This is a genomic window from Puerhibacterium sp. TATVAM-FAB25 (genome assembly GCF_046535855.1).
GTDB lineage: Bacteria > Actinomycetota > Actinomycetes > Actinomycetales > Cellulomonadaceae > Puerhibacterium > Puerhibacterium variabilis_A.
This window is the reverse complement of sequence record NZ_JAXUAK010000004.1, coordinates 35,887-61,874: the sequence shown is the minus strand read 5'-3', so window position 1 is coordinate 61,874 and position 25,988 is coordinate 35,887. Positions and strand designations below refer to the sequence as shown.

Below are 25,988 nucleotides of genomic sequence, written 5' to 3'. Positions count from 1 at the left end.
ACGTCGTGGGCCCAGACGTTGTGGGTACAGAACACGCCGTGCGGACGACGGTCCGCACGGCGTGTTCTGTACCCACAACGCGGGTCAGTCGACGGTGACCCCGACGACCCGGGCGTCGGCCACGGTCACCTCGTGGACGTCGCCGGTGAGGGCGACGACGGCGCGCGGCGTGGCCGTGCCGGCGATCTCGCGCTTCGCCGCCTGGCGCTCGTTGGTGATGACGCCGCCGGTGGTCTCCTGGACGAGGTTGCCGGCGCTCGAGGCCGACGCGTGCGAGCCGACCCACACCTCGACGTCGCCGGGCTCGACGACCTTGACCATCCGGCGGTCGCTGAACGCGAAGCGCGTGGTGGGCACCGCGAAGGTGACGCGGCGCGACTCGCCCGGCTGCAGCTCGACGCGGGCGTAGCCCAGCAGCTGCACGACGGGGCGGGTGACCGTGGCGTGCACGTCGTGGCCGTACAGCTGCACGACGTCGGTGCCCGCCAGGTCGCCGGTGTTGGTCACCGTGACGGCGGCCGTGAAGGCGCCGCCCGTGGGCGCCGAGGCGTCCACCGCGAGGTCGCCGTACTCGAACGACGAGTAGGACAGGCCGAACCCGAAGGGCCGCAGCGGGGTGGAGTCCGTCGAGGTGACGTCGGACGGGCCGCCGAGGATCGGGTGCAGGTAGGAGTACGGCTGCGCGCCGCTGGAGCGCGGCAGCGACACCGGCAGGCGGCCCGACGGGTTGGCCCGCCCGGCGACCAGGTCGGCGACGGCCAGGCCGCCGCCCTCGCCCGGGAAGAACGCCTGGAGCACGGCGCCGGGGCGCGCGCCCTCGCCGTCGAGCGCCCAGTCGATCGCGTACGGACGGCCGGTGAGCAGCACCATCACCACGGGCGTGCCCGAGGCGACCACGGCCTCCACCAGCGCGCGCTGCACGCCGGGCAGCTCGAGCGACTCGGAGTCGTTGCCCTCGCCCACGGTGCCGCGGCCGAACAGGCCCGCCTGGTCGCCCACGACGACGACGGCGACGTCGGCGCCGGCCGCCGCCTCCACGGCCGCGGCGAACCCGGAGGTGTCGTCGCCCTCGACCGTGCAGCCCTCGGCGAAGACCAGCTCGGGCGCCGGGGTGCCGGCGTCCGCCGCGACCTCGCCGAGCACGGTGCCGAGCGCCTCGCGCACGGTGGGGATGGCGAACCCGAGCTCGTGGTCCGGGTAGTGCGCCAGCACGTGGTTGGCGAAGGAGTAGCAGCCCTGCAGCGCCTCGGCGCGGTCGGCGTTCGGGCCGACGACGGCGACGCGGCGCAGCGGCGCCGTCCACCGGGACAGCGGCAGCAGGTCGTCGTTCGACAGCAGCACCACCGACTCGGTGGCCAGGCGGCGGGCGATGTCCTGGTGGCGCGGCGAGTCGAGGTCCACCGTGGCGGGCGGCTCGTCCTCGAAGGCGTCGGGCTCGAGCAGGCCGAGCTCCTCCTTCTGCGCCAGGGCGCGCAGCACGGCGCGGTCGACGTAGGCCTCGTCCAGCTCGCCGGCGCGCACCTTGGCGGCCAGCGGCTCGAGGTAGGCGTCGCCGCCCGGCAGCTCGACGTCGATGCCGGCGGTGAGCGCCAGCGCCGCGGCCTCGCCGCGGTCCTTGGCGATCCCGTGCATCACCTCGAGGAACGCCACGGCGAAGTAGTCGGCCACCACCGTGCCGGTGAAGCCGAGCCGCTCGCGCAGCACCTCGGTGAGGTACTCCGGGCTCGCGGCCATGGGCACGCCGTCGATCTCGGCGTAGGAGTTCATCACCGAGCGCACGTCGCCGTCGAGGATCGCCATCTCGAACGGCGGGAGGAAGACGTCGGCCACCTCGCGCGGGCCGGCGGAGACCGGGGCGTGGTTGCGGCCGGCGCGCGAGCCGGAGTAGCCGAGGAAGTGCTTGAGCGTGGCGTGCACGCCGGCGTCCTGCAGGCCGCGCACGAACGCGGTGCCGACCGTGCCGACGAGGTACGGGTCCTCGCCGATGCACTCGTCGACGCGGCCCCAGCGCGGGTCGCGGACCACGTCGAGGACGGGGGCGAGGCCCTGGTGGGCGCCGAGCTCGCGCATCGAGTCGCCGATCGCCCGGCCGACCTCCGCGACGAGGGCGGGGTCGAACGACGCGCCCCAGGCCAGCGGCGTCGGGAACGTCGCGGCCTTCCAGGCGGCGACGCCCGTGAGGACCTCCTCGTGCACCAGCGCCGGGATGCCCAGGCGCGTCTCGCGCTTGAGGCGGCGCTGCTCCGCCCACAGCCACGCGGCGCGCTCGGTCGGCTCGACCGGGCGGGTGCCGTACACGCGGGTGTAGTGCCCGATGCCGTGGCGCGTGATGTCCGCGAGGGAGTCGGAGCCCTGCTGGGCCATCTCGCCCTGCATGGGGGCGACGACGTTGCCGCCCTGGTCCAGCCAGTAGCCCACGATCTGGGCGAGCTTCTCCTCGAGGGTCATCTCGGCGTGCAGCGCGCGCACGCGCTCCGACACCTCGGGCATCGCCGGCACGGCGGCCTGGTTCGCGGCTACGGTCACGGGTCATCTCCTTCGACGGACACACTTTGCGGTGCTTGCCCGCAGCGACCTGACGCTACGGGATCAGACTGTTCTTGGTGGTGGCCGCGGCGCTCGTGCGGCCGCGGGTGGTGCCTGGGACGTCCCACGGCTCGGGGTCTGTTGGTGGTGCGTCAGGCCGGCCGGTACTCCAGCTCAGCCCGCACGCTGCCCGACGCGGGGCCGCCGTCGCTCGTGGCGAACACCCCGATCCAGAGGCCGAGGAAGCCTCCCGTCGTCACGGTGTCGAGCCAGCGCGCGTCGGCCGACGCCACGGGGACCCGGCGCGTGCCGTCCCGGCGGGCCTCGGGGCCCCCGCCGCCCGGCTCCGCGGACAGCGCGTAGTCGACCCCGCGGCCGCTGAGACCCAGGACGACCGTCCCGTCCGTGGCGGGCAGCGTCGCCTCGCCCAGCAGCTGCTCCGTGCCGGGGACGGCGCGGGACTCGCCGTCGGCCCGGCCGGCCGACCGGGTGCCGTCCTCGCCACCGGAGCGCCGCACGGCCCGCACGGTGCAGCCGTCCGCGGTCCGCGTCACGTCGAGCGTCACGTGGTCCTTCTCCGACTGCCGCAGCACGAGGCCGGCGCGCTCGCCCGGCCGGAGGTCGTCGACGTCCAGGCGCACGCGCACGTCGACGTCGCGGTGCTGCTGGCGGAGCCCGACGAAGGCCGGGACACCGGGCTCGGCGAGCGAGACCGGCCGGACCGGCAGGCGCCAGGCGTCGCCGTCGGCCTGGGCGACGGTGGCGGGCAGCGCACGCAGCGCCGTCCACCGCGCGTCCCCGGCAGGCACGACGCCGGCGCGGGCCGCCGGGTTCCAGGTGTCGGCCGGGCCGTGGGCGGCCGGGGCGCCCGGCACCTCGACCGCGTCCGGCACCTCGACCGCGTCCGGGACCATCCCGGCGCCCGGCGCGAAGACGGGCCACCCGTCCTCCCACACCACGGGCACGAGGAACGTCTCCCGGCCGAGCGGGTAGTGGTACCCGCCGTACGTGCGCATCGCCAGCAGGACCGCGAACCACTCGCCGCCCGGTGTCTGCACGAGGTCGGCGTGGCCGACGCCCACCACGGGGTGCGCGCGTCCCAGGTGCCGGTGCGTGAGCACCGGGTTGCCCTTGTTCCCGACGTACGGTCCGGTCACCGTGTCGGCGCGGGCGACCGAGATCGCGTGATGGAACTCCGTGCCGGCCTCGGCCGCGAGCAGGTGGTAGGTGCCGTCCACCTTGTAGAGGTGCGGGCCCTCGGCCCAGACGGCGTTCGTCACGGCGCCGTTCCAGACCACGTGCTCCGGGCCCGTGAGCTTCAGCGACGCGCGGTCGAGCTCGCGGATCCACACCTCGGTCTGGTCGTGCCAGCCGGCACGCTCCTTCTCGACCAGGCGGGTGCCGTGCGCCCAGACGCGTCCGTCGTCGTCGAAGAAGAGGGACGGGTCGATGCCGCGCTCGTCGAGCCAGACCGGGTCCGACCACGGGCCGGCGGGGTCGTCGGCGAAGCAGAGGAAGTTGCCGCCGCGCTCGTCGTCGTTCTGGTCGACGAGCGTGCACACGACCCAGAACCGCTCGCCGTCGTGGCGGATCGTGGGGGCGTAGAGGCCGCCGGAGGAGCGGATGCCGCCGAGGTCGAGCATGCCCTCGCGGTCGATCACGTGGCCGACCGTCTCCCAGGAGGCCAGGTCCCGGGAGCGCATCACGGGCAGCCCGGGCAGGTACTCGAAGGTCGAGCAGACCAGGTAGTACCAGTCCCCCACGCGACAGACGCTGGGGTCGGGGTAGCACCCGGGAAGGACCGGGTTGCGGACGAGGGCCATGCGCAGTTCACCTCCACGAGTCAGGGTCGGCGCTCGTGCCCGGGGGCACGTCGCCGGTCGGGCGCGGCAGCGCGGGGGCCCGACGGCGGCGGGCCGGCGGCGGCGGTGGGTCACCACCGTCGCCGGCCCGTCGCTCCGCGCTCCCGGCCGAGCGGACCGGGCAGGGGCGTCAGCCCTTGATCGCGCCCGTCAGGCCGCCGACGATCCGCTTCTCGAACAGCGAGAAGAAGATCAGCGCCGGGATCATCGACAGCGACGTGAAGGCGAGGACCTTCGCGGTGTCCACCGAGTACTGGGAGGCGAAGTTGGCCACCCCCAGCGGCAGGGTGAACGTGTTCGGGTCGCTGAGGATGAACAGCGGCAGCATGTAGCCGTTCCAGGCCGCGATGAACGCGAGGATGCCCGTGGTGATCACGCCGGGCAGCGACAGCGGGATGACCATCCGCCAGAAGAAGCCCAGACGGCTGGCGCCGTCGATGCTGGCCGCCTCCTCGAGCTCCTTGGGGATGGCCCGCAGGAAGGGCACCAGGATGATGATCGTCGTGGGCAGCGCGAACGCGATCTGCGGCAGGATGATGCCGGCCAGCGAGTTCGTCAGGCCCAGCGTGCGCACCATCAGGTACAGCGGCGTGATGGCCACCGTCATCGGGAACATCAGGCCGGCGGCGAACAGGGAGTACATGACCCCCTTGCCGGCGAACTGGTACCGGGCGATGACGTACGAGGCCATCACGCCCAGCACGACCACGCCGAGGGTGGTGCCCAGCGCCGAGATCGTCGAGTTGGTCATCGCGATCCAGAACGACTCGCTGGCCAGGACCTCGGTGTAGTTGGTGAAGACCCACGGCGCGGGCAGCCCCGACGGGTCCTCCGTGATCTGGGAGTTCGTCCGGAACCCGCCGAGGATGATGTACAGGACCGGCCCGATGCACGCCGCGATGAGCACGACCGCGATCAGGTAGGTGACGGGGCTGCCCCACTGGAACTTCTTGGAGCTGCGCACCTCGTAGGTGTCGGGCGTCGCCGTCGGCAGCCCGGTGGGGAGGGTGGCGGAGGCACTCACTTCTTCTTCCCCTTCCGCCCGGAGTCGCCGGTCAGGGCGCCCTCGGTGTCGCGCCGCAGGACCAGCCGCTGGTAGACCAGCGCCACGACCAGCGAGATCAGGAACAGGACCACGGCGACCGCGCTCCCGTAGCCGTAGTTACCGGCCATGTGGCCGTTGAGGTACATGTAGGTCGCCATGGTCGAGGTGCCGGCGGTGGCGGCCACGTACTGGCCCCAGATGATGTTGACCAGGTCGAACAGCTGCAGGGCGCCGATGATCGACAGGAACGCCCAGATGCGGATCGTCGGGCCGAGCAGCGGCAGGGTGATGCGGAACTGCTGCTGCCAGAAGGTCGCGCCGTCGATCGCGGCGGCCTCGTAGAGCTCCTCCGGGATGGACTGCAGGCCGGCCAGCATGAGGATGACCGCGAAGCCCACGTACTTCCACGTGAGGATGAGCATCAGGGTGCCCATGGCGATGCCCGGGTCGGCGAGCCAGCTCTGCTGCAGGTTCTCCAGGCCGATCTTGCCGAGGAGCGTGTTGAAGGCCCCGGTGTCGGACATCATCAGCGCCCACCCCGTACCGACGATGACCTCGGAGATCACGTAGGGCACGAAGATGAGCATGCGGATGACGGAGCGCCCGCGGATCTTCTGGTTCATCAGCAGGGCGAACAGGATCGCCACGGGTCCCTGCAGGACGAGGGACAGGATGACGATGACGAAGTTGTGGCCGACCGCCGCGTGGAACGTCGGGTCGGTCAGGATCGTCACGTAGTTCTGCAGACCCGCGAACTCGGTCGGGGGGCCGAAGCCCTTCCACCGGTAGAACCCGTAGTAGGCCGCCATCAGCACGGGCACGATGACGAAGGTCAGGAAGACGACGATGGCGGGGCCCGAGAGCACCGCGATCTCTGCGCGCTTGCGCCAGTCGGGCCCCTGGCGGGTCTTGCGGCCCGCCGGCCGACCCGCCGGGGGCGGCGTGACGCCGCCCCCGGTGGTCGTGAGACCCGCAGGTGCTGCTGCCCGGACGGGCAGAGCCTGGGAGTCAGCCATGTCAGATCACCCTCGCGCCGCGGCGGATTCCATCGTGGAGACGATGGTGGACGCGTCGCCCTTGCCGGCGAGCATGTCCACGACGGCGGTGTTCAGCGCGTTGCCGACGCTCTGGCCGAGCACGGTGTCCATCCACGTGCTGACGTAGGCGGCCTCGTTGTACGCCGCCATGATCGGCTGGAGGGCCGGGTCGGCGACGACGCTCTGCGCCTCCTGGTTGGCCGGGATCGTCTGGTACGCCTCGGCGTACTTCTCCTGCTGCTCCTTCGACGCGATGAAGTTCAGGAAGTCCTCGCACGCGGCCGGGGAGTCCTTGGCGCAGCTGAAGCCGTCGACGCCACCCATCATGGCGGTCGGGTCGCCCTTCTGGCCGTCGACGGCCGGGAACGGGAACCACCCGAGGTCGGGCAGCGGCTTCTGGTCCGGCGTCAGCGACGCGATGACGCCGACGTTCCAGCCACCCATGAGCTCCATGGCGGCCTGGTGGTTCGCGATCAGACCGGCGGACGAGCCCGCACCCTCCTGGGCCGGCGTGGTCAGGTAGCCCGTGTTGAACGGCTCCGTGCCCGCGAACTCCTCGAGGTCCTTGCCGGCCTTCTCCCAGCACGGGTCCGAGAAGTCCGTCGAGCCGGCCAGGCCCGCGATCGTCTCCTCGGAGCACTCGCGCAGGGCGAAGAAGTAGAACCAGTGCGCGGCCGGCCAGGCGTCCTTCGCGCCCAGGGCGATCGGCTGGATGCCCGCCGCCTTGAGCTTGGTGACGGCGTCCTCGAGCTCGGCCATCGTCGTCGGCTCCGCCTCGATGCCGGCCTCGGCGAAGAGGTCCTTCGAGTAGAAGATGCCGCCGGGCAGCACGGCCGTGGGCACCGCGTAGTTCTTGCCGTCGACCTCGAAGGCCGACAGCGCCGCGCCCATCGTGCCCTTGGTCTCGTCGCTCAGCAGGTTGCTGAGGTCCTTCACGTTGCCGGTCGCGACGATGTCCGCCAGCTTCTGGCCGCCACGGGCCATGAAGATGTCGGGCAGGTCGCCGGAGTTGACGGCCGTCTGCAGCTTGCCGTCCATGTCCTCGTTCTGGATGGACTGGAGGTCGAACTCGACGTCCGGGTGCTCCTCCGTGTAGGCGGCCGCCGCCTCCTCCCAGAACGCCTTGCCGGGTCCGGTGGTCGAGTTGTGCCAGACCGTCAGCGTCACCGGACCGTCGGCCTCGGCGGAGCCGCTGTCGCCGCTGGAACACGCGGTGAGGCCACCGAGCCCCATGACCAGAGCGGCCGTGACCGCGAGCGACCTGCGCGCGCTCATCTTCATGAGTGATCCTCCTCGTTGAGAATGTCTGCCGCGTCGTCGGAAGACCACGAACGGCACACGGGTGCCCGCCGATCGCGACGGAGCGCTCGGGGGTACCGCATAGACAAGCCGACGCGGCGACGGCTTGTCAATCGTTTTCGATAACGGTTTCGTCTCGCGCGTCCCAGGTCTGTCCGAAACGGCGCCGACGGGTTAGCGTGCCGGGGTGAGCACCGAGGCCGACCCGAGCACCGCCGCGAGACCCGTCGACGCGGCGGCCCTCCCGGTGCCCGGGGGCCGCGTGACCATCACCGACGTGGCGCGTGCCGCCGGTGTGTCCGTGGCCACGGTCTCCAAGGTGATCAACGGGCGCTACGGCGTCGCCGCCTCGACCTCCGAGAAGGTCATGGAGGTGGTCACGCGCCTCGGCTACGAGTCGTCGCTGGTCGCGAGCTCGCTGCGGCGCCGGCGCACCGACGTCATCGGCATCCTCGTGGCGGAGTTCGAGCCGTTCGCGACCGAGCTGCTCAAGGGCGTCTCGGCCGCGGTGGCCGGCACCGGCTACGACGTGCTCGCGTACTCCGGCAGCGTCTCCGGCGGCAACCGGGTGGGCTGGGAGCGCCGGTCGCTGTCGCGGCTGGCGGGCACGCTCATCGACGGCGCCGTCATCGTGACGCCCACCGTCGTGTTCCCCACGGCGAGCGTCCCCGTCGTGGCCATCGACCCGCACACCGGCCCCACCGGCCCCACCACCATCGACTCCGACAACGTGGGTGGCGCCCGCGCCGCCACCCGGCACCTGCTCGAGCTGGGACACCGCCGCATCGGCCACGTGCGCGGCCGCACGGACCTGGAGTCCGCCCACCGGCGCGAGCGCGGCTACCGCGAGGCCCTGGCGGAGGCGGGCATCCCGTTCGACCCGGACCTGGTGCGCGACGGCGGCTACCGCGCGGCGACGACGACGCAGGCCGCGCGCGAGCTGCTCGAGCTGCCCGACCGGCCGACGGCGATCTTCGCGGCCAACGACCTCTCGGCGATCCGGACGGTCGAGGTGGCACGCGAGCTGGGGCTGCGCGTGCCGCAGGACCTGTCGGTCGTCGGCTTCGACAACATCCCCGAGGCGTCCACGTGCGAGCCGCCGCTGACGACCGTGGCTCAGCCGCTGCAGCAGATGGGCGCCGACGCGGTGCGGATGCTGCTCGACCTGCTCGACGGCAAGGAGCGCGAGCAGCACGTGCACATGCCCGCGCGGCTGGTGGTGCGGCGCAGCTCGGGCCCGGCGCCCGCGCGCTGACGGACCGCGCTCACACGAGCCGGTACCCGGCGCCGCGGACGGTCTCGACCCGCTCGGCACCGACCTTGCGCCGCAGGTAGCGCACGTACACCTCGACCACGTTGGACCCGGGGTCGAAGTCGTAGCCCCACACCATCGACAGCAGCTGCTCGCGCGAGAGCACCTGCCCCGGGTGGCGCAGGAACACCTCGGCGAGCGCGAACTCCCGGGCGGACAGCTCCACCTCGCGGCCGTCCACCGTCACGCGGCGGGCCGTGGCGTCGAGCCGCAGCCCCCGCCGCTCCAGGGCCGGATCCGCGGCGCCGCCCCCGGCGCGGGCGGCGGGCTCGCGCAGGCGCAGCCGGATGCGGGCGAGCAGCTCCTCGAACCCGAACGGCTTGGACATGTAGTCGTCGGCGCCGCCCTGCAGCCCGGCCACCCGGTCGGTGATCGAGTCCTTGGCGGACAGGATGATCACCGGCATCGCGCTGCCGGCGTCGCGCAGCCGGGAGAGCACCTCGAACCCGTCGATGCCGGGCAGCCCGAGGTCGAGCACCATGAGCTCGTAGCCGCCGGTCAGGGCGTGCTGCAGCGCCGCGGTGCCGTCGTCCACCACCGTGGGCTGGAAGCCGTGGGCGCGCAGCCCCTTGCGCACGAACTGCGCGATCCGCTGCTCGTCCTCGACCACGAGGATCCGGTTCACCGCTCTCCCTCCGACGCGCCGGCCCGGGCCGCCGCCTGCCGCGGGTCGTCGTCCACCCCGCCTGCCGCACCGTCGACCGCCGCGCCGTCGATCGCCGCACCGGCGATCGCCGCACCGTCGATCGCCGCACCGTCGATCGCCGCACCGTCGACCGCCGCACCGTCGATCGCCGCACCGGCGTGGGCGGCGCCGTCGTCCCCCGGCGGCGCGCCCGCCGCCGGCCACGCGAGCTCGACCAGCAGCCCGCCGCCGTCGGGCGCGGCCGCCTCCGCGCGGGCGTGCCCGCCGTGCCCGGCCGCGATGGCGCGCACGATGGCGAGCCCCAGGCCCGAGCCGCGGGTGCCGCGCGCGGCGTCGCCGCGGGCGAACCGCTCGAAGATCCGCTCGCGGTCGGCCGCGGGCACGCCCGGCCCGGTGTCGCGGACCCACAGCCGGGCGCGCCCGTCCACCACCCCCGAGCCGACCGCCACCGTGGCACCCGGCGCGGTGAACTTCACGGCGTTCTCCGCCAGCTGCAGCCCCGCCTGCGTGAGCCGCTGAGCGTCGCCGGGCACGACGGCGTCCGCGCGGGCGTCCACGACCCACCGCCGGTCGCCGAGGGCGCGCGCCCGGTCGAGCAGGTCGTCGGTGAGGCGGCCCAGGTCCACGGGCGCCGCGCGCACGAAGTCGGGCCGCTCGGCCTTGGCCAGCAGCACCAGGTCCTCGACGATGCGGCTCATGCGGGCGATCTCGTCGAGCAGCAGGGCGCGGGTCTCGGCGACGTCGGCCGGGTCGTCGGGGTCGAGCACCTCGAGGTTGCCGCGCAGCACGGTCAGCGGGGTGCGCAGCTCGTGCCCGGCGTCGTCGAGGAACTGCCGCTGGCCCTCGAAGGAGGCGGCGAGCCGGTCGAGCATCGTGTTGAACGTGCGGGCCAGCGCGGCGACGTCGTCGTCGCCGCGCACCGGCGCGCGCAGGTCCAGGCGGTCCTCCCCCACCTGCCGCGCCGTGGCGCCCAGCAGCGTCAGCGGGCGCAGCAGGCGCCCGGCCACGAGCCACGCCACGATGCCGACGAGCACCAGCACCACCACGCCGACCACGGTGAACGTGCGCATCAGGTCGGCCTGCGGCTCCAGGGCGCGGTCCAGCGCCACGGCCACCACGTAGGCGCCGGAGTGCGGCTCGCCGTCGATGCGCACGGGCACGACGACGGAGTGCACCCGCCCGACGTCGGTGTCGAGGTGCCGCTCGACGACCCGCGCGGTGTCCGGCGGCACGCCGGCCACCGTGGCGCGCAGCGCGGCGTCGTCGGCGAGCGCCGCGGCCCAGGCCGGCGAGTAGAGCTCGGGGTCGCCGTCGCGGAACGTCACCAGGGCCTCGTGCGCGCCGGGCACGTTGCGCTCGATCGCCACGCGCAGCAGCTGCTCGACGCTGGTGAACGGCTCGCCGGTGTCCGGGTCGACGCCGGTGGCGGCGAGGCGGCGGAACTCCTCCACCTCCTGCCCCAGGTCCTCGTCGACGCCGTCCACCACGGTGCGGGTCTGGATGGCATCGGTGAGCAGGCCCGTGGCGAGCAGCCCGAGCGCCGTCATCGCGAGCACCGAGGCCACGACCTTGGCGCGGACGGTCAGCGGTCGCCTCACCGCAGCGCCGTCCCGTCGAGCCAGCGCTCCACGGCGTCGAGCCGGCGCGACGTCGCCTCCCGCCAGCCGGCCTCCTGCACCCGGTGCGGGCCCGTGGCCAACGACAGCAGCACCCCCGCCGTGCGGACCGCGAGCGCGTCGGCGCCCACGGCGTCGGCGTACGCGCGGGCGTGCTCGCGGGCGTACGCCCGCAGCCGCGCGGCGTCCCACCCGCGCAGCAGCGACAGCGTCTCCAGGTGCGCGACGAGGCAGCCCAGGTCGTCGGCGCGATGGCCGGGACCCGCGGAGTCCACGTCGAGCAGCCCCGTGATGCGGCCGCCGGTGAGCAGCACCTGCGCCTCGTACAGGTCGCCGTGCGTCGGCTCGTCGCCGGGGTCGCCGGCGACGGCGTCGGTCACCGCCGCGGCGAGCCGTGCCGCCCGCTCGGCCTCCTGCGGCAGCGCGATGCCGATGACGGCCGCGTAGTGCGCCGCGCCCTCGCTCCACGAGCGGCGGCGCGGCAGCCCCCGCACCGCGGGCGGCAGCCGGTCCAGCAGCTCCAGCACCTGCGCCGGCGACGGCGCCCGGCCGCCGTCGCGCACGACGTCGCGCATCGGGGTGCCGTGCAGCGGTGCCAGGGCGACCAGCCCGCTGTCGGTCCAGCCGAGGGGCCGCGGCACGGGCAGGCCGGCGTCGGCCAGCAGCGCGTGGCGGGCGTGCAGCGCCTCGACCCGGTCGGGCCGCACCACCTTGAGGAACACCCGGCCCCGGGGCGTGCTCGCCTCGACGACGGCGCGCCGGGTGGGCCGGTAGGCGAGCACCTGCAGCCGCGCGGGGCCGCCCGCGTCGGGCACGCACAGGTCGCGCAGGAGCCGGGCGAGGGCGCGCGGCTCGTGCAGCGGCCGCAGCGCGGGCAGCCCGGGGTCGTCCTGGAACATCCACACCGCCGCGGTGCGGTCGCCGTCCGCGAGCGCGACGACGCCCGGCCGCTGCGCGTCGTCCGGGCGGCCGAGGCTCGCCCCGAGCGTCTCGCCGCGCACGCCGTGCGGCCAGCGCACGCTCGCGCGGTACGAGACGGTGGTGGAGCGGCCGGGGCGGTGGTCGACCTGCCGCACGGACCACGTCGTGACCTCGCCGCCGGCCGTCGCGACCGCGGCCGTCAGCAGCGCACCGGCGCCGGGCCCGGTCAGCACGTCGAGGTCGGTGGCCACGTGCCCATCCTGGTCAGTGGCGGCCGATCGTGCCGGGCGAAGTTCGGCGACCTCGCCCGGCACGGTCCGTGCCGCGGTCCCGGCCAGCGTCCCGGCCGGGGTCGCGAGGGTGGTCCCGGCCGGCTCGGGGTGCAGCGGCACCTCAGTCGTCCGCGTCGTCGGGGGTGTCCGCCGTCCGGTCGGGGGTGTCGTCGGCGTCGTCGGGGGTGTCGGCCGTGCGGTCGTCGGCGTCGTCGGCCGCGGGCGTGTCCGCGGTGTCCACCGTGTCCACGACCTGCACCCGGGCGGGGGCGGGCGCCGGCGAGTCGACGGCGGACTCGTCCGGCGAGTCGGCGGACTCCGGGCTGGCGTCGCCCTCCGGCGTGGGCCGGGCCGAGGTCTCGGTCGCCGGCTGGGCCGAGGCCTGGCCCGTCGGCTGGCTCGACGGCTGGCTCGACGGCTCGGCCGCGGCGAGCGTGACGGCCGCGGCGGCCTGCTCGGCGGCGGGCCGGTCGTTGAGCGTGGCGGCCGCGGCGGCCCCGGCGACCCCGACGCCGAGGGCGGCGGCCGTCCCGACGACGACCCACCGCTTGGTGATCGACGGCTTCATGGTGGTGCTCCCTCCTCGACGGCCGCGGGTCGGCCGCCGTCCGGCCTCCAGCCTGCGGGGCCTCGATGAGATGCCGAGGAGACGCGGATGAGAGGGCTCTCATCCGGCCGGCCCGGAGACGACCCGGAGACGACCCGGAAATGACCGTGCCGCCGGGCGCCGTCGGCGCGCATGCTGGGCGGCATGGAGACCACGCACGCCGCCGCCGGGGAGTGCACCTGGCGCCTGATCGACGTCGCCGCCGGGGTGGGCGGAGGGCCGGGTGAGGGGCCGCTCGAGCGGCTGCTCGACGGACCCGACGGCTGGGCCCTGCGGGGCGCGGAGCAGGTGGGCCGCGCCGTGGCGCAGGAGACCTTCGGCCACGCCGACGAGGCGTTCGAGGCCGCGGAGTACGAGACCAAGCTGCGCCACCAGGAGGACCAGCTGGTCCGCCTCGCCGTGGCCGTCGAGGGCGCCGACGGCGACCCGGACGCCGTGGTCGGCGTCGCGCTGGTGTTCCTGCCGACGTCGGCCAACCAGCACCTGGCCGAGGTCGACGTCATGGTGCGGCCCGACGGCCGCGGGCGCGGGACGGGCGCCGAGCTGCTCGCCTGGGCCGAGGGCGTGGCCCGCGACGCCGGGCGCGGCACAGTCCAGAGCTGGGTCGGGTTCGGCGAGCACGCGGAGGGGCCGCAGGTCGCGCCGACGACGGGCACCGGCACCGCCCCGGCCGACCTGCCGGGCGTGCGCTTCGCGCTGAGGCGCGGCTACGTCGTCGAGCAGGTGGAGCGACGCTCGCAGCTCGACGTGCCGGTCGCGCCGGACCTGCTCGAGGCGTTCGCCGCCGAGGCCCGCGGCAAGGCCGCCGGCTACCGCACGCACGTGTGGCACGGGCACGTGCCCGAGGAGTGGGTGGAGCCGTTCGCCGTGCTCGAGACCCGCATGTCCACGGACGCGCCGATGGGCGGCCTCGACTGGCGCGAGGACGTGTGGGACGCCGGGCGGGTGCGCCGCAACGAGCAGCAGATCGCCGAGATGGGCCGCGACTTCGTCATCACGGCGGCCGAGCACGAGGCGTCGGGCGAGCTCGCCGCGATGACGATGCTCACCTGGCACCGCGAGCCGCGGGAGTTCGCGTTCCAGTGGGACACGATCGTGCTCCGGGCGCACCGCGGCCACCGGCTCGGGATGCTCGTCAAGGCGGTGAACCTGCAGCAGCTCGCCGCGCTGCGGCCGGGCACCCGGCGCGTGCACACGTGGAACGCCGAGGAGAACAGCCACATGCTGGCCATCAACGTGGCGCTGGGCTTCCGGCCGGCGGGCGGCGCGGCGGCGGTGCAGAAGCTCCTCCCGCCGAAGTAGAGAGCTCCCACGCCGAGATAGAGAGGGTTCCCGCCGAGATAGAGAGCTCCCTCTCTATCTCGGCGCGGGCGCTCTCTATCTCGGCGGGAACCCTCTCTATCTCGGCGGGAGGGCGGCGTCGAGCGCCGCGCGCGCCGCCGCGACCAGCCCGGCGTCGGTCGCGTCGTACCCGCCGCCGCCCCCGCCGCCCGGGCCGCCGTCGCCGGCCACGGCCCGGCGCGCCGACAGGTGCACCGCGTGGACGCCCGCGCCGACCAGCGCCGCCACGTCGTCCGCGCTCACGCTCCCGCCCGCCATGACCTCCACGCCGAGCTCGCGCGCCCGCTCGGCCAGCGCGCCGAGCGCGGCGACGCCCTCGCCGGCGCGGGGCGCGCCGCCCGAGGTGAGCACGCGCCGCACGCCGTGGGCGGCGAGCACCTCGAGGGCGGCCGGTCGGTCGGCGACGACGTCGAGCGCCCGGTGGAACGTGACCTCCGCGCCGTCCGCGGCCTCGACGAGCGCCGCGAGCGCCGCGGCGTCCACCGCACCGGCCGGCGTCAGCGCGCCGACGACGACGCCGGCCGCACCGGCGTCGAGCACCGTGCGCACGTCCGCGACCTGCACGGCAAGCTCCTCGGCGGTGTACACGAACCCGCCGGCCCGCGGCCGCACCAGCACGTGCACGCCCACGCCCGCCGCGGCCGCGACGTGCCGCACCAGCCCGGCCGACGGCGTGAGGCCGCCCGTCGCGGCGAGCGCGGCGCACAGCTCGAGCCGGTCGGCGCCGGCGGACACCGCGGCGCGGGCGCCGGCGACGTCCTGCACCGCGATCTCGAGGACGACGCGGCCTGACTCGCTCGGCCCGGTCGACGTCCCGGCGCTCGCGTCAGGGTGCTGCATGCGGCTCCTCTCCGGCCGGGGTCGCGCGGCCCGGCCCCGGTCGTTCCTGCCCGGCAGTCTGTCGCACCCGAGGGCCCGGGCGTGACGCCACGCACGTCGGGACCCGCCGCACCGGCCCGGTCACGTCACTACGGTAGGAGCCATGACGACGTCCTCCCCCGTCGACCCGACCACCACCAGCGCCTGGGCCGACCTCACCACCCACCACGAGGCTCTCGAGCCGGACCTGCGCGGCTGGTTCGCCGCGGACCCGGCCCGCGCGGAGCGGCTCGCCTTCCAGGCGGCGGACCTGTACGTCGACCTGTCGAAGAACCTCGCCACCGACGAGACGCTCGCGCTGCTGGTGCGGCTCGCCGACGAGGTGCGCCTGCCCGAGCGCATCGAGGCGATGTTCCGCGGCGAGCACATCAACGTCACCGAGGACCGCGCGGTGCTGCACACCGCGCTGCGCCGCCTGCCGGCCGAGGGCGAGGAGCACCTCGTCGTCGACGGCCAGGACGTGGACGCCGACGTCGAGGCCGAGCTGCAGAAGATCGCCGCGTTCGCCGACAAGGTCCGTTCCGGCGCGTGGACGGGCGTCACCGGCAAGCCGGTGCGCACGATCGTCAACATCGGCATCGGCGGCTCCGACCTCGGCCCGGTGATGGTGTACGAGGCGCTCAGGCCGTACCTGCAGGAGGGCCTGGAGGCGCGGTTCGTCTCCAACATCGACCCCACCGACGTCGCGCAGAAGACGGCCGACCTGGACCCCGAGACCACGCTGTTCATCGTGGCGTCCAAGACGTTCGGCACGCTGGAGACGCTGACGAACGCACGCCTGGCGCGGGCCTGGCTCTGGGAGGGGCTGGCCGCCGCCGGCGCGATCGAGGACACCGACGCCGCGCGCACCGCCGCCGTCGGCCAGCACTTCGTCGCCGTCTCCACCGCCCTGGACAAGGTCGCCGACTTCGGCATCGACCCGGCCAACGCGTTCGGGTTCTGGGACTGGGTCGGCGGCCGCTACTCGGTCGACTCGGCGATCGGCACCTCGCTGGCGGTCGCGTTCGGCCCGAACCGGTTCCGCGAGCTGCTCGCCGGCTTCCGCGCCATGGACGAGCACTTCCGCACCACCCCGTTCGAGCGCAACGTGCCCGCCCTCATGGGCCTGCTCAACGTCTGGTACACCAACTTCCTCGGCGCCCAGTCGCACGCCGTGCTCCCCTACGCCCAGCAGCTGCACCGCTTCGCGGCCTACCTGCAGCAGCTGACGATGGAGTCCAACGGCAAGTCGGTGCGCTGGGACGGCACGCCCGTCACCACCGACACCGGCGAGGTCTTCTGGGGCGAGCCGGGCACCAACGGCCAGCATGCCTTCTACCAGCTCATCCACCAGGGCACCCGGCTCATCCCGGCGGACTTCATCGCCGTCGCCAACCCGGCCTACCCTCTGGTGGACGCCGAGGGCGACGGCAAGCAGGTCCCGGCCGGCGCCGACGTGCACGAGCTGTTCCTGGCCAACTTCTTCGCGCAGACCAAGGCGCTGGCGTTCGGCAAGACGCCGGACGAGGTGCGCGCCGAGGGCACGGCCGAGCACCTGGTCAGCGCCCGCACGTTCTCGGGCAACCGGCCGACGACGTCGATCCTCGCGCCCGCGCTGACCCCGTCGGTGGTGGGCCAGCTCATCGCGCTGTACGAGCACATCACCTTCGTCCAGGGCGTGGTGTGGGGCATCGACTCGTTCGACCAGTGGGGCGTGGAGCTCGGCAAGAAGCTCGCGCTGGAGATCGCCCCGGCCGTGGCCGGCGACGACGCCGCGCTGGCGCAGCAGGACGCCTCGACGCAGGCGCTGGTGCGCAGGTACCGCGAGCTGCGCGGCTGAGGCTCCACGAAGGGACGTCAGGGTCGGTTCCGGGATCACGGGGATCCCGGAACCGACCCTGACGTCTTTCCGCGGCCTCGACCCGGGCTCAGGCCACCGGGCCCTGGGCGAGGGTCACGTCTGCCTCGTGGCCCTGGCCGGCGGCGTCGGTCCAGGTGACGGTCACCGTGTCGCCCGGGTCGTGCTCGGCGAGGTCGGCGGTGAGGTCGTCCGCCGTGCCGACGGCCGCGCCGTCGACGGCGGTGATGGTGTCTCCCGCGGCGAGCCCCGCCGTCGCGGCCGGCGTCCCTGCGACGACCCCGGCCACGAGCGCGCCCGCGGTCGCCGTCGCGGCCGTCGACGACGTGCCCAGCCCGGCGTCGCCACCCGACCACGTGCCGGCGCCGTAGCCGTACCCGGCGCGGCTCGGGTAGGCGGCCGACGCGGTCTGCTCGGACGCGACCTCCACCCCGAGGAAGGCCGGGTAGCCGAGCGAGACCGTCGCGGTCTCCTCGCCGGAGAGCACCTGCTCGACGATCGCCATCGCGTCGTCGATGTCGATCGCGTAGCCCACGATGTCGGCGGTGCCCGACGAGGCGGCCGTGTCGACGCCCACGACCTCGCCCTCGGCGTCGAGCAGCGGGCCGCCCGAGTCGCCCGAGACGATGTCGGCGTCCACCTCGATGAGGCCGTCGAGCGTCTCGCCCGCGGCCGACCCCTCGGCCGCGGTGGTGATCGTCTGCTCGAGCGCAGTCACGGTGCCGTCCGCCGCCACGAGCTCGCCCGTGCCGCCCGCGTTGCCGACGGCGGTCACCGCGTCACCGACGGCCGGCTCGCCGTCGTCGTCCAGCGTGGCGGTGGCCAGCCCGCTTCCGTCGTCCAGCTCGAGCACCGCGACGTCGGAGGAGGCGTCGGTGCCGACGACGGTGGCCGGGTAGGTCGCGCCGGTGCCCGGGACCTCCACCTGGATCTCCGTGGCGCCGGCGACCACGTGGTTGTTGGTCAGCACCAGCCCGTCGGAGGTGAGCACGATGCCGGTGCCCGCGGCCTCGGCGTCCTGGTAGCCCAGCACGGTCTCGACGACGACGACGCCCGTGGCCTCGTCGGCGGTGGCCGGCGTGGCGTCGGTCTGGGTTGTCGCCGCGGTCCCGGTGCCGCCGCCGGCGCCGAACCCGGAGCCGGACCCGGACCCGGACCCGGAGCTTGCGTCGGGCCACGCGGGCACCCCGCCCGCGCCGGGCGCCGCGTGCACGGCGGCAACCAGGGGCTCGCGCGGCAGCGCGGCGGCCGTCGAGCCGGCCACGAGCGTGAGCGCGAGTCCGCCGGCGAGGACCCCGGCCACCCGCCGGCGGCGGTGGCCGGCGGGCGCGACAGCCGTGGTGGCGCCCGCGGCGGTCGCGCCGGCCGGGGCGCGGTCCTCGGCGGGGACGTGGGGGGTGGGTCCGGTGCTCATCTCTGCCTCCAGGTGGGGTTCCTGGACGACAGCCCACTCCCGCAACCCTCGACGGGGCTGGGTCTCGGCTGGGAGCTTCCCGGAGACGCCGGCGCGGCGCCGCCCGGCCGTCAGCCGGCGGCGCGGGCGCTCGCGAGGTTCTCTCGGGCCTCCTCGTAGCCGCCGCTGCCGAGCTCGCCCGGGGCGTAGACGAGCCGCAGCACCCCGGTGGGGAACGCCTCGGACCGCAGCAGGCGCAGCGGGTAGGGCGAGCCCGCCTCGGCGAAGAGCCGCTCGCCCGCCCGCGCCGCGACGGGGTGCACGTACAGGCGCAGCTCGTCGACCAGCCGGACGTCGAGCAGCTGGCGCACCACGGAGATCGAGCCGGGCACGAGCACCTTGCTCAGCGCCGCATCGGCGCGGAGCCGGCCGACGACGTCGACCAGCTCGCCGTCGAGCGGGGTCGCGTTGCGCCACCCCAGGTCGCGCCCGCGGCCGCGGGTGACCACGACCTTGCGGGTGTCGCCGAGCTGCCGCGCGAAGTCCGCGTCGGCCTCGCCGGCCGCCTCCCGCTCCGGCCACGCCCCGGCGAAGCTGTCGTACGTGACCCGCCCGATGACGATGACGTCGGTGCCGGCGTAGTCCTCGTCGACCCCGGCGCCCATGTGGTCGTCGTAGTACGGGAAGTGCCACGCCGGGTCGATCTCGACGACGCCGTCGAGGGAGATGAACAAGGTGGAGACGACGGTCGCCATGGTGGGTGTCCTCCTGCGGTGCGCGAGCGTGCGGTGGGCGGGTGCGTGCAGCCGGGTAGACGGCGCCGCCGCGCGGGACTCATCGCCGGTGCGTAGCGTGGCGGACGGCCCGCGGCTCCTCGATCCCGAGGGCAGACACCCGCGGGCCCGACGGGAGGACGAACCATGCAGACCCGCACCCTCGGTGACCGTCAGGTGAGCGCCGTCGGCCTCGGCGGCATGCCGATGTCGATCGAGGGCCGGCCCGACGAGGCCCGGTCGGTGGCCACGATCCACGCCGCCCTCGACGCCGGCGTGACGTTCATCGACACCGCCGACTCCTACCACCTGCACGCCGACGAGGTCGGTCACAACGAGGAGCTCATCGCCCGTGCGCTGCGCTCGTACGGCGGCGACACGTCCGACGTCCTGGTCGCCACGAAGGGCGGGCACCTGCGGCCCGGCGACGGCTCCTGGACCAAGAACGGCCACCCGGACCACCTCAAGGAGGCCGCGAAGGCCTCGGCCGAGCGCCTCGGGGTGGACGCCATCGGCCTCTACCAGTTCCACCGCCCCGACCCGGAGGTGCCGTACGCCGACTCGGTGGGTGCGCTGCGTGAGCTGCTCGACGAGGGCGTCATCGAGCGGGCCGGCATCTCGAACGCCGACCCCGACCAGATCCGCGAGGCCCAGGAGATCCTCGGCGGCCGGCTGGTCTCGGTGCAGAACCAGTTCTCCCCGCGCTTCCGCTCGTCGCTGCCCGAGCTCGAGCTGTGCGCCGAGCTCGGCATCGCGTTCCTGCCGTGGAGCCCGCTCGGCGGCATCGCGCTCGCCCGCTCCGGCGAGCTCGGGCCGGAGTTCGCCCCGTTCCTCGAGGTGGCAGAGGCCCACGGCGTCAGCCCGTTCCAGGTGGCGCTCGCCTGGGAGCTGGCGCTCGCGCCCGTGGTGGTCCCGATCCCGGGCGCCTCGCGCCCGGAGTCGATCCAGGACTCGGCGCGGGCGGCCGAGCTCGAGCTCACGCCCGAGGAGGTCGAGCGGCTCAGCGCCGCGGGCTGACCCCGGTACCCGCGGGCGGCCCGGCGCACCGTCGTCGGGCCGCCCGCGCCCGCCGCAGGGCGGGCGGACCACCCGCCCCGTAGCATCCGAGGCATGTCCGCCCTCGACCCCCGGGCGATCCTGGCGGGGCGCTCGACCGCCCGTCCCTCCGTCGGCACGATCCTGCTGATCGCGATCTCGTCGGTCTGCCTGCTGGTCGCGCTCTTCGTCATCGCGCTCGAGGGGCCCACCTTCGCGGTCGGGCTGCTGCTCGCGCTGCTGCCGCTGCCCCTGCTGCTGTCCGGCATCCTGGCGCTCGACCGCCTCGAGCCCGAACCGCCCGACGCCCTGCTGCTCGCGTTCCTGTGGGGCGCCGGCGTGGCCGTGCTCGTGGCGATGTTCGTCAACACCCTCGGCTACGCGCTGCTGCTCGAGCCGCTCTTCGGCCCCGACCTCGGCCAGTACCTGAGCGCCACGCTCGGCGCGCCGGTGGTGGAGGAGACGCTCAAGGGCGCCGTGCTGTTCGGCATGCTCTGGCTGCGCCGGCACGAGCTCAACGGCCCTACCGACGGCATCATCTACGGCTCGATGGTGGGCCTCGGCTTCGCCACCGTGGAGAACGTCAGCTACTACACGGCCACGGCGCAGCTCGGCGAGCTCGAGGCGACGTTCCTGGCCCGCGGCATCCTCACGCCGCTGCTGCACCCGCTGTGCACGTCGCTGACCGGCGTCGGGATCGCGGCGGCCGCGACGCGGCGGCCCGGGCCGGGCCGGCTGGTGCCCGCCTTCGTCGGGCTGGCCGGCGCGATGGCGCTGCACGCCCTGTGGAACGGGTCGACGGCGTTCGGGTTCGCCGGCGTGGTGTTCGCCTACGGGGTCGGCTTCGTCGTCCTGGTGGCGCTGCTGGTGGTGGTGCGCCGGGACCGCACCCGGACGGTCGCGATGGTGGGCCGCTACCTGCCGCCCTACGCGGCGACCGGCGCCGTCACGGCGCAGGACGTGCGGATGCTCGCCAGCATGCCCGCGCGCCGCGCGGCCCGGGTCTGGGCGCGCGGGGCGGGCGGCACGGCCACCGCCCGCGCCATGACGGACTACCAGCAGGCCGCCGTCGAGCTCGCGCTGCTGCACCAGCGGGCCGACCGCGGCGGCATCGAGCGGGCAGAGTTCGAGATGCGCCGCCAGCCGCTGGTGGCGCTGATGTACGCCGCGCGCCAGGCGTTCCTCGGCGCGGAGGCGGCGCGCCGGCTGCGCGGGTCCGGCCCCGCCGCGCCGCCCGGGCTGCTGCGCTGATCAGCGGCGGACGACGGCGCAGCCGTCAGCGGCGGACGACGGCGCAGCCGGCGGGGTCGAGCACCACCGCGACCTTGTCGCCGGGCGCGGGCGCCCCGCCGCCAGGTACCGCGCCGTCGAGCACCGCCGCGAGCCGCTGCGTGCCGGCGCCGAGGTCGACGTCGACCGTGACCTCGGTGCGCCCGCGCCGGAACACCGACCCGACCGCCTCGCCGGTCCAGGTGCCCGCCGCCACGCTCGCCACCGTGCCCGCCACCGTGCCCGCCACCGTGCCCGCCACCGTGCCCCGCCCCGCACCGCCGGACGTGTCAGACGCCGGGTGCGCCATGCCCCACCGCCGTTCTGACACGTCGACGGGCAGGACGCGCAGGCCGGTGGGTCCGACGGCGAGCCAGCCGTCGTGCTCGGGGACGCCGGGCAGCTCCGCGAGCGGCACGAACACCTGGTAGCCCAGGAACCGGGCCACCCGTCGCGACACCGGCGCGCGCCACAGCTCCTCGGGGGCCGCGACCTGCAGCAGCACGCCACCCTCGGCGCCACGCCCGTCCGGCGAGCGTCCCGCCTCGTCGTCCTCCGCGCCGGCTTCGGCGACATCGCGGGACGCTCGCGCGCCGGAGCCCGGGAGGAGCCGCGCGCCGCCGCCCTCTCGCGCGCCCATCACGGCGACCCGGTCGGCCACGGTGAACGCCTCGTCGTGGTCGTGGGTGACGAAGACGGCGGTGGTGCCGGTGCGCGTGAGGATGGCCCGCACCTCGACGGCCAGCCGCTCGCGCAGCCCGCGGTCCAGGGCGGAGAAGGGCTCGTCGAGCAGCAGCAGCCGCGGGCGCGGCGCCAGCGCCCGGGCCAGGGCGACGCGCTGCCGCTCCCCGCCCGACAGCGTGGCCACGGCCCGGCGCTCGTACCCGGCCAGCCCCACGAGCTCGAGCAGCTCGCGCACCCGCGCGGCCCGCTCGGCCCGCGGCACGCGCGCGGTCTCCAGCCCGTAGGCGACGTTGCGGGCCACGTCGCGGTGCGCGAAGAGCTGGCCGTCCTGGAACAGCAGCCCGAACCCGCGGCGGTGCACCGGCACGCCGGCCAGGTCCTGGCCGTCGAAGGCGACGCCGCCCGCCGCGAGCGGCTCCAGCCCGGCGACCGCGCGCAGCAGCGACGACTTGCCGCAGCCGCTGGGGCCCAGCAGCGCCAGCACCTCGCCGTCGGCGACGTCGAGCGAGACGCCGCCCACCGCCGTCGTGCCGTCGTACCGCACCACGGCGTCCCGCACGTGCAGGCCCATCAGAACTCCCCTCCGGCCGCGCCGAGGCGGTCCCCGCGCAGCCGCTCGGCCAGCATCATCACCGCGGCGGTGAGCACCGCCAGCACCACGGACGCCGCCAGCGCCATGCCGTAGTTGTCCGCGCCCGGTCGGCCGATGAGCCGGAAGATCACCACCGGCAGCGTCGCGGCGTCCGGCCGCGCCAGGAACGACGTCGCACCGAACTCGCCCAGCGACACGGCGAAGGCGAAGCCCACCGCCAGGCCCAGCGAGCGCAGCGCCACCGGCAGGTCGACGTCGCGCAGCACGCGGCCGGGCGCCGCGCCGAGCACGGCCGCCGCCTCCCGCAGGCGCGGGTCGATCGCCCGCAGCACCGGCAGCACGGTGCGCACCACCAGCGGGACGGCCACCACGGCCTGCGCCACCGGCACCAGCAGGCCGGACGTGCGCAGGTCGACGTCGAGGCCGAGCGGCCGGTCGAGCGTCACGAGGAAGCCGAACCCCACCGTCACGGCCGAGACGCCGAGCGGCAGCATGAACACCGCGTCGAGCACGCCCACCGTGCGGCGGGCGGCGCGGGCGCGCGGCCGGCGGGACACCACCAGGGCCACGAGCCCGCCCACGACGACGGCGAGCGCCGCGGCCAGCAGCGCGGTGCGCAGCGAGGTGCCCAGGGCCTCCCACACCGTCACCACGAGGGCGTTGCGCCCGCCCGTGGTCCCGAGCGCGACGTAGTTGTCCAGGCCCCAGGTGCCGTCGGTCGCGCGGAAGGAGCGCAGCACCAGGCCGGCGATCGGCAGCAGCACGAGCCCGACGACGGTCAGCGCCGTCACCGCCGCGGCGGCGGCGTCGGGGCCGCGGCGCGGGTCGAGCGCGCGGGCGGTGCTGCGCTCCGGCAGGAGCTGGAGCGCGTGCTCGCGCCGGGCGCGGGCGCGGGACGACACGGCGAGCGCCGCGGCGACGACCACGAGCTGCAGGATCGACAGCACCGACGCGGTGCGCAGGTCGAGGAACTGGGTGGTGCGCGTCCAGATCTCCGTCTCGACGGTGCCGTAGCGGATGCCGCCGAGCACCAGCACGACGCCGAACGCCGTCGCGCAGAACAGGAAGACGACGGCGGCGGCCGAGGCGATCGCCGGGGCGAGCGCCGGCAGGGTGACCGTGCGGAAGGCCCGCCACGGGGAGGCGCCGAGCGCCCGCGCGGCCTGCTCGGCGCGCGGGTCGAGCCGCTCCCACAGGCCGCCGACGGTGCGGACCACCACCGCGTAGTTGAAGAACACGAGCGCGAGCACGACGGCGGCGAACGTCTCCTCCAGGTGCGCCCACCCGAGCAGGCCGCCGGGCTGCAGCAGCGACGAGAAGGCGACGCCGACCACCACCGAGGGCAGCACGAACGGCACCGTGACGAGGCCGCGCACGAGCGTGCGGCCGGGGAACCGGCAGCGGTACAGCACGTAGGCGGCCGGGAGCCCCAGCAGCACCGACCCTGCCGTCCCGGCGGCGGCCTGCCCCAGCGTCAGGCCGACCAGCCGCCAGGTCCGGGGCGCGGCCAGCACGTCGCGGAAGGCGGACAGGTCGACGCCGCCGGACTCGCCGAGGAACCCGCGCCCGACCAGCGCGAGCACCGGCCAGGCGAAGAACACGCCGAGGAACAGCAGCGGCACCCCGGCCGCGAGCGCCCAGGCGGCGCCGCGGCCGAGGGTGCCGGGGGTGACGCCGCCGCGGCGCGCGCCCGTCGTCAGCCGACGACCGTCTGCGTCCACTGCTCGATCCACTCCTCGCGGTGCTCGGCGACGTCCGCCGGCTCCACCGTGAAGGGGTTCTCGGCGAGCGGCGCGAACTGCTGCCACTCGGCGGGCAGCTCGACCGCGTCGTCCACCGGGTACATGTACATCTGACCCGGCACGTCGGCCTGGAACGCCTCCGACACCAGGAAGTCGACGAGCTGCCGTGCGCCCTCGGGGTTGGCGGCGCCGGCCAGCACGCCGGCGTACTCCACCTGGCGGAAGCAGGTGTCCAGCATCGCGGCGGTGGTCGAGGCCGAGCCGTCCTCGGTCACGGTGAACGCCGGGCTGGTGGCGTAGGACAGCACGATCGGGCGCTGGCCGCCCTCGCCGGCGCCGGAGAAGTCGGCGTAGTACGCGTCCTCCCAGGAGTCGTCGACCTTGAGCCCGTTGTCGCGCAGGCGCTCCCAGTACCCCTGCCAGCCGTCCTCGCCGAACGCGCCGACGGTGCCGAGCAGGAACGCCAGGCCGGGCGACGACGTCGCCGGGTTGGTGACCACCGTGAGGTCGCGGTACTCCGGCTCCGTGAGGTCCTCGAGCGTCTGCGGCCGCTCGAGGCCCTGCTCGTCGAACCAGCCGGTGTCGAGGTTCATGCACACGTCGCCCATGTCCACGGGCGTGAGCTCGCCGCCGTCGCCGACGGCGTACTGCTGCGCGGACTCCGGCAGCGCGGACGGCGTGTACGGGTCGAGCACGCCGGCGTCGACCACGCGCGAGGCGAAGGTGTTGTCGATGCCGAAGACGACGTCGCCGAGCGGCGCGTCCTTGGTCAGCACGAGCTGGTTGGCCAGGGTGCCGGCGTCGCCGGCGGGCACCTGCTTCACCTCGAGCCCGGACTCCTCCTCGAACGCGGCGAGCACCTCCTCGCTCACCGCCCAGGAGTCGTGGGTCACGAGGGTGACGGTGCCCGACGCCGCGCCGGACGACGCGCTCGCGCCCGGCTCGTCCCCGCCACCGCAGGCGGCGAGGGCGGGCAGCAGGCCGACGGCGGCGGCGACGGCGCCGATGCGGGTGGCGGCGCGGCGGACGAGGGCGCGGCGGGCGGTGCCGCCGTGCGTGGTGGTCATGCGAAGGTCCTCCTCGGACGTCGAGAAGGGGGCCCCGCGCGTGCCGCGCCCGCGGCCGCACGGCCGCCGACGACGCACGCGCAGGGATCGAGAAGCCCGACTTCCTCCACCGGTGCTAACCGGATCAGGTTCGAGGGTCTGCGGTGGCCCGCACTCTCAGCGCCCCGATGGCGCTCCCCTGTCGTTCGCCCCCGAGTCTACCGCGGCACGCCTGGCACCGGCCGCCGGCCGGC

Annotated in this window: 20 protein-coding genes and 1 riboswitch; of the genes, 5 read left to right on the top strand and 15 right to left on the bottom strand. The window is 75.2% G+C overall.

The features are described from left to right. Positions 1 to 84: 84 nt before the first annotated feature. From U5M74_RS05650 to U5M74_RS05630, 5 genes are all read right to left on the bottom strand, one after another. Positions 85 to 2,490: a beta-glucosidase family protein gene (locus U5M74_RS05650; RefSeq protein WP_410907285.1), complete on the bottom strand. Its 2,406-nt coding sequence runs from the start codon at positions 2,488 to 2,490 to the stop codon at positions 85 to 87. Between the two features lie 188 nt (positions 2,491 to 2,678). Next, positions 2,679 to 4,349, bottom strand: a complete 1,671-nt coding sequence (locus tag U5M74_RS05645; protein ID WP_410906961.1) for a family 43 glycosylhydrolase — start codon at positions 4,347 to 4,349, stop codon at positions 2,679 to 2,681. 169 nt (positions 4,350 to 4,518) lie between these two features. Then, a complete protein-coding gene (locus U5M74_RS05640; RefSeq protein ID WP_410907283.1) occupies positions 4,519 to 5,352 on the bottom strand; it encodes a carbohydrate ABC transporter permease in 834 nt (277 codons plus the stop codon). A gap of 56 nt (positions 5,353 to 5,408) precedes the next feature. After that, positions 5,409 to 6,449: a carbohydrate ABC transporter permease gene (locus U5M74_RS05635; RefSeq protein WP_410906959.1), complete on the bottom strand. Its 1,041-nt coding sequence runs from the start codon at positions 6,447 to 6,449 to the stop codon at positions 5,409 to 5,411. Positions 6,450 to 6,455: 6 nt separating this feature from the next. Next, entirely contained in the window at positions 6,456 to 7,745 is a 1,290-nt protein-coding gene (locus U5M74_RS05630; protein ID WP_410907281.1) for an ABC transporter substrate-binding protein, read from the bottom strand. A 286-nt stretch (positions 7,746 to 8,031) separates the two neighbouring features. Here U5M74_RS05630 and U5M74_RS05625 point away from each other — a divergent pair, with 286 nt between their 5' ends. Continuing rightward, the gene (locus tag U5M74_RS05625; RefSeq protein ID WP_410907279.1) at positions 8,032 to 9,024 is read left to right on the top strand and encodes a LacI family DNA-binding transcriptional regulator; all 993 of its coding nucleotides are present in this window, start codon (positions 8,032 to 8,034) and stop codon (positions 9,022 to 9,024) included. A 10-nt stretch (positions 9,025 to 9,034) separates the two neighbouring features. On the opposite strand, the gene U5M74_RS05620 is transcribed toward U5M74_RS05625, so the two are convergent. The 4 genes from U5M74_RS05620 to U5M74_RS05605 all read right to left on the bottom strand — a co-directional run bounded on the left by U5M74_RS05620 (position 9,035) and on the right by U5M74_RS05605 (position 13,104). Then, complete coding sequence (locus tag U5M74_RS05620; protein WP_410906957.1) at positions 9,035 to 9,706, bottom strand: response regulator transcription factor; 672 nt, start codon at positions 9,704 to 9,706, stop codon at positions 9,035 to 9,037. After that, a complete protein-coding gene (locus U5M74_RS05615; protein WP_410906955.1) occupies positions 9,703 to 11,325 on the bottom strand; it encodes a sensor histidine kinase in 1,623 nt (540 codons plus the stop codon). Before U5M74_RS05615 ends, U5M74_RS05620 begins: the two co-directional genes overlap by 4 nt. Then, entirely contained in the window at positions 11,322 to 12,515 is a 1,194-nt protein-coding gene (locus U5M74_RS05610) for an aminoglycoside phosphotransferase (RefSeq protein WP_410906953.1), read from the bottom strand. Before U5M74_RS05610 ends, U5M74_RS05615 begins: the two co-directional genes overlap by 4 nt. 142 nt (positions 12,516 to 12,657) lie before the next feature. Then, entirely contained in the window at positions 12,658 to 13,104 is a 447-nt protein-coding gene (locus tag U5M74_RS05605; RefSeq protein WP_410906951.1) for a hypothetical protein, read from the bottom strand. Between the two features lie 183 nt (positions 13,105 to 13,287). On the opposite strand from U5M74_RS05605, the gene U5M74_RS05600 reads away from it, so the two are divergent. Beyond that, complete coding sequence (locus U5M74_RS05600) at positions 13,288 to 14,445, top strand: GNAT family N-acetyltransferase (protein WP_410906949.1); 1,158 nt, start codon at positions 13,288 to 13,290, stop codon at positions 14,443 to 14,445. A 96-nt stretch (positions 14,446 to 14,541) separates the two neighbouring features. Here U5M74_RS05600 and U5M74_RS05595 read toward each other — a convergent pair whose 3' ends face one another. Further along, the gene (locus tag U5M74_RS05595) at positions 14,542 to 15,324 is read right to left on the bottom strand and encodes a copper homeostasis protein CutC (protein WP_410906947.1); all 783 of its coding nucleotides are present in this window, start codon (positions 15,322 to 15,324) and stop codon (positions 14,542 to 14,544) included. A gap of 142 nt (positions 15,325 to 15,466) precedes the next feature. Between U5M74_RS05595 and pgi the strand changes: the two genes are divergently transcribed. Next, complete coding sequence (gene pgi, locus U5M74_RS05590; protein WP_410906946.1) at positions 15,467 to 17,182, top strand: glucose-6-phosphate isomerase; 1,716 nt, start codon at positions 15,467 to 15,469, stop codon at positions 17,180 to 17,182. An 88-nt stretch (positions 17,183 to 17,270) separates the two neighbouring features. Here the strand turns inward: pgi and U5M74_RS05585 are convergent, their stop codons facing one another. Beyond that, positions 17,271 to 18,614 (bottom strand): S1C family serine protease, encoded by a 1,344-nt coding sequence (locus tag U5M74_RS05585; protein ID WP_410906944.1) that lies wholly within the window; start codon positions 18,612 to 18,614, stop codon positions 17,271 to 17,273. A 110-nt stretch (positions 18,615 to 18,724) separates the two neighbouring features. Then, positions 18,725 to 19,348, bottom strand: coding sequence for a dihydrofolate reductase family protein (locus tag U5M74_RS05580; RefSeq protein ID WP_410906942.1), 624 nt, complete (start codon positions 19,346 to 19,348; stop codon positions 18,725 to 18,727). Positions 19,349 to 19,513: 165 nt separating this feature from the next. On the opposite strand from U5M74_RS05580, the gene U5M74_RS05575 reads away from it, so the two are divergent. Both U5M74_RS05575 and U5M74_RS05570 read left to right on the top strand, forming a co-directional pair. Then, positions 19,514 to 20,383, top strand: a complete 870-nt coding sequence (locus U5M74_RS05575; RefSeq protein WP_410906940.1) for an aldo/keto reductase — start codon at positions 19,514 to 19,516, stop codon at positions 20,381 to 20,383. A 93-nt stretch (positions 20,384 to 20,476) separates the two neighbouring features. Then, on the top strand, positions 20,477 to 21,652 hold the full coding sequence (locus U5M74_RS05570) for a PrsW family intramembrane metalloprotease (protein ID WP_410906938.1): 1,176 nt from the start codon (positions 20,477 to 20,479) through the stop codon (positions 21,650 to 21,652). A 25-nt stretch (positions 21,653 to 21,677) separates the two neighbouring features. Here the strand turns inward: U5M74_RS05570 and U5M74_RS05565 are convergent, their stop codons facing one another. The 3 genes from U5M74_RS05565 to U5M74_RS05555 are packed head-to-tail and all read right to left on the bottom strand — an operon-like array spanning position 21,678 to position 25,755. Further along, positions 21,678 to 22,925, bottom strand: coding sequence for an ABC transporter ATP-binding protein (locus tag U5M74_RS05565; protein ID WP_410906937.1), 1,248 nt, complete (start codon positions 22,923 to 22,925; stop codon positions 21,678 to 21,680). Continuing rightward, a complete protein-coding gene (locus tag U5M74_RS05560; protein WP_410907277.1) occupies positions 22,925 to 24,646 on the bottom strand; it encodes an ABC transporter permease in 1,722 nt (573 codons plus the stop codon). Before U5M74_RS05560 ends, U5M74_RS05565 begins: the two co-directional genes overlap by 1 nt. Next, a complete protein-coding gene (locus U5M74_RS05555) occupies positions 24,643 to 25,755 on the bottom strand; it encodes a thiamine ABC transporter substrate binding subunit (RefSeq protein WP_410906935.1) in 1,113 nt (370 codons plus the stop codon). Before U5M74_RS05555 ends, U5M74_RS05560 begins: the two co-directional genes overlap by 4 nt. Before the next feature lie 84 nt (positions 25,756 to 25,839). After that, positions 25,840 to 25,945: riboswitch (TPP riboswitch) on the bottom strand. Positions 25,946 to 25,988: the final 43 nt, after the last annotated feature.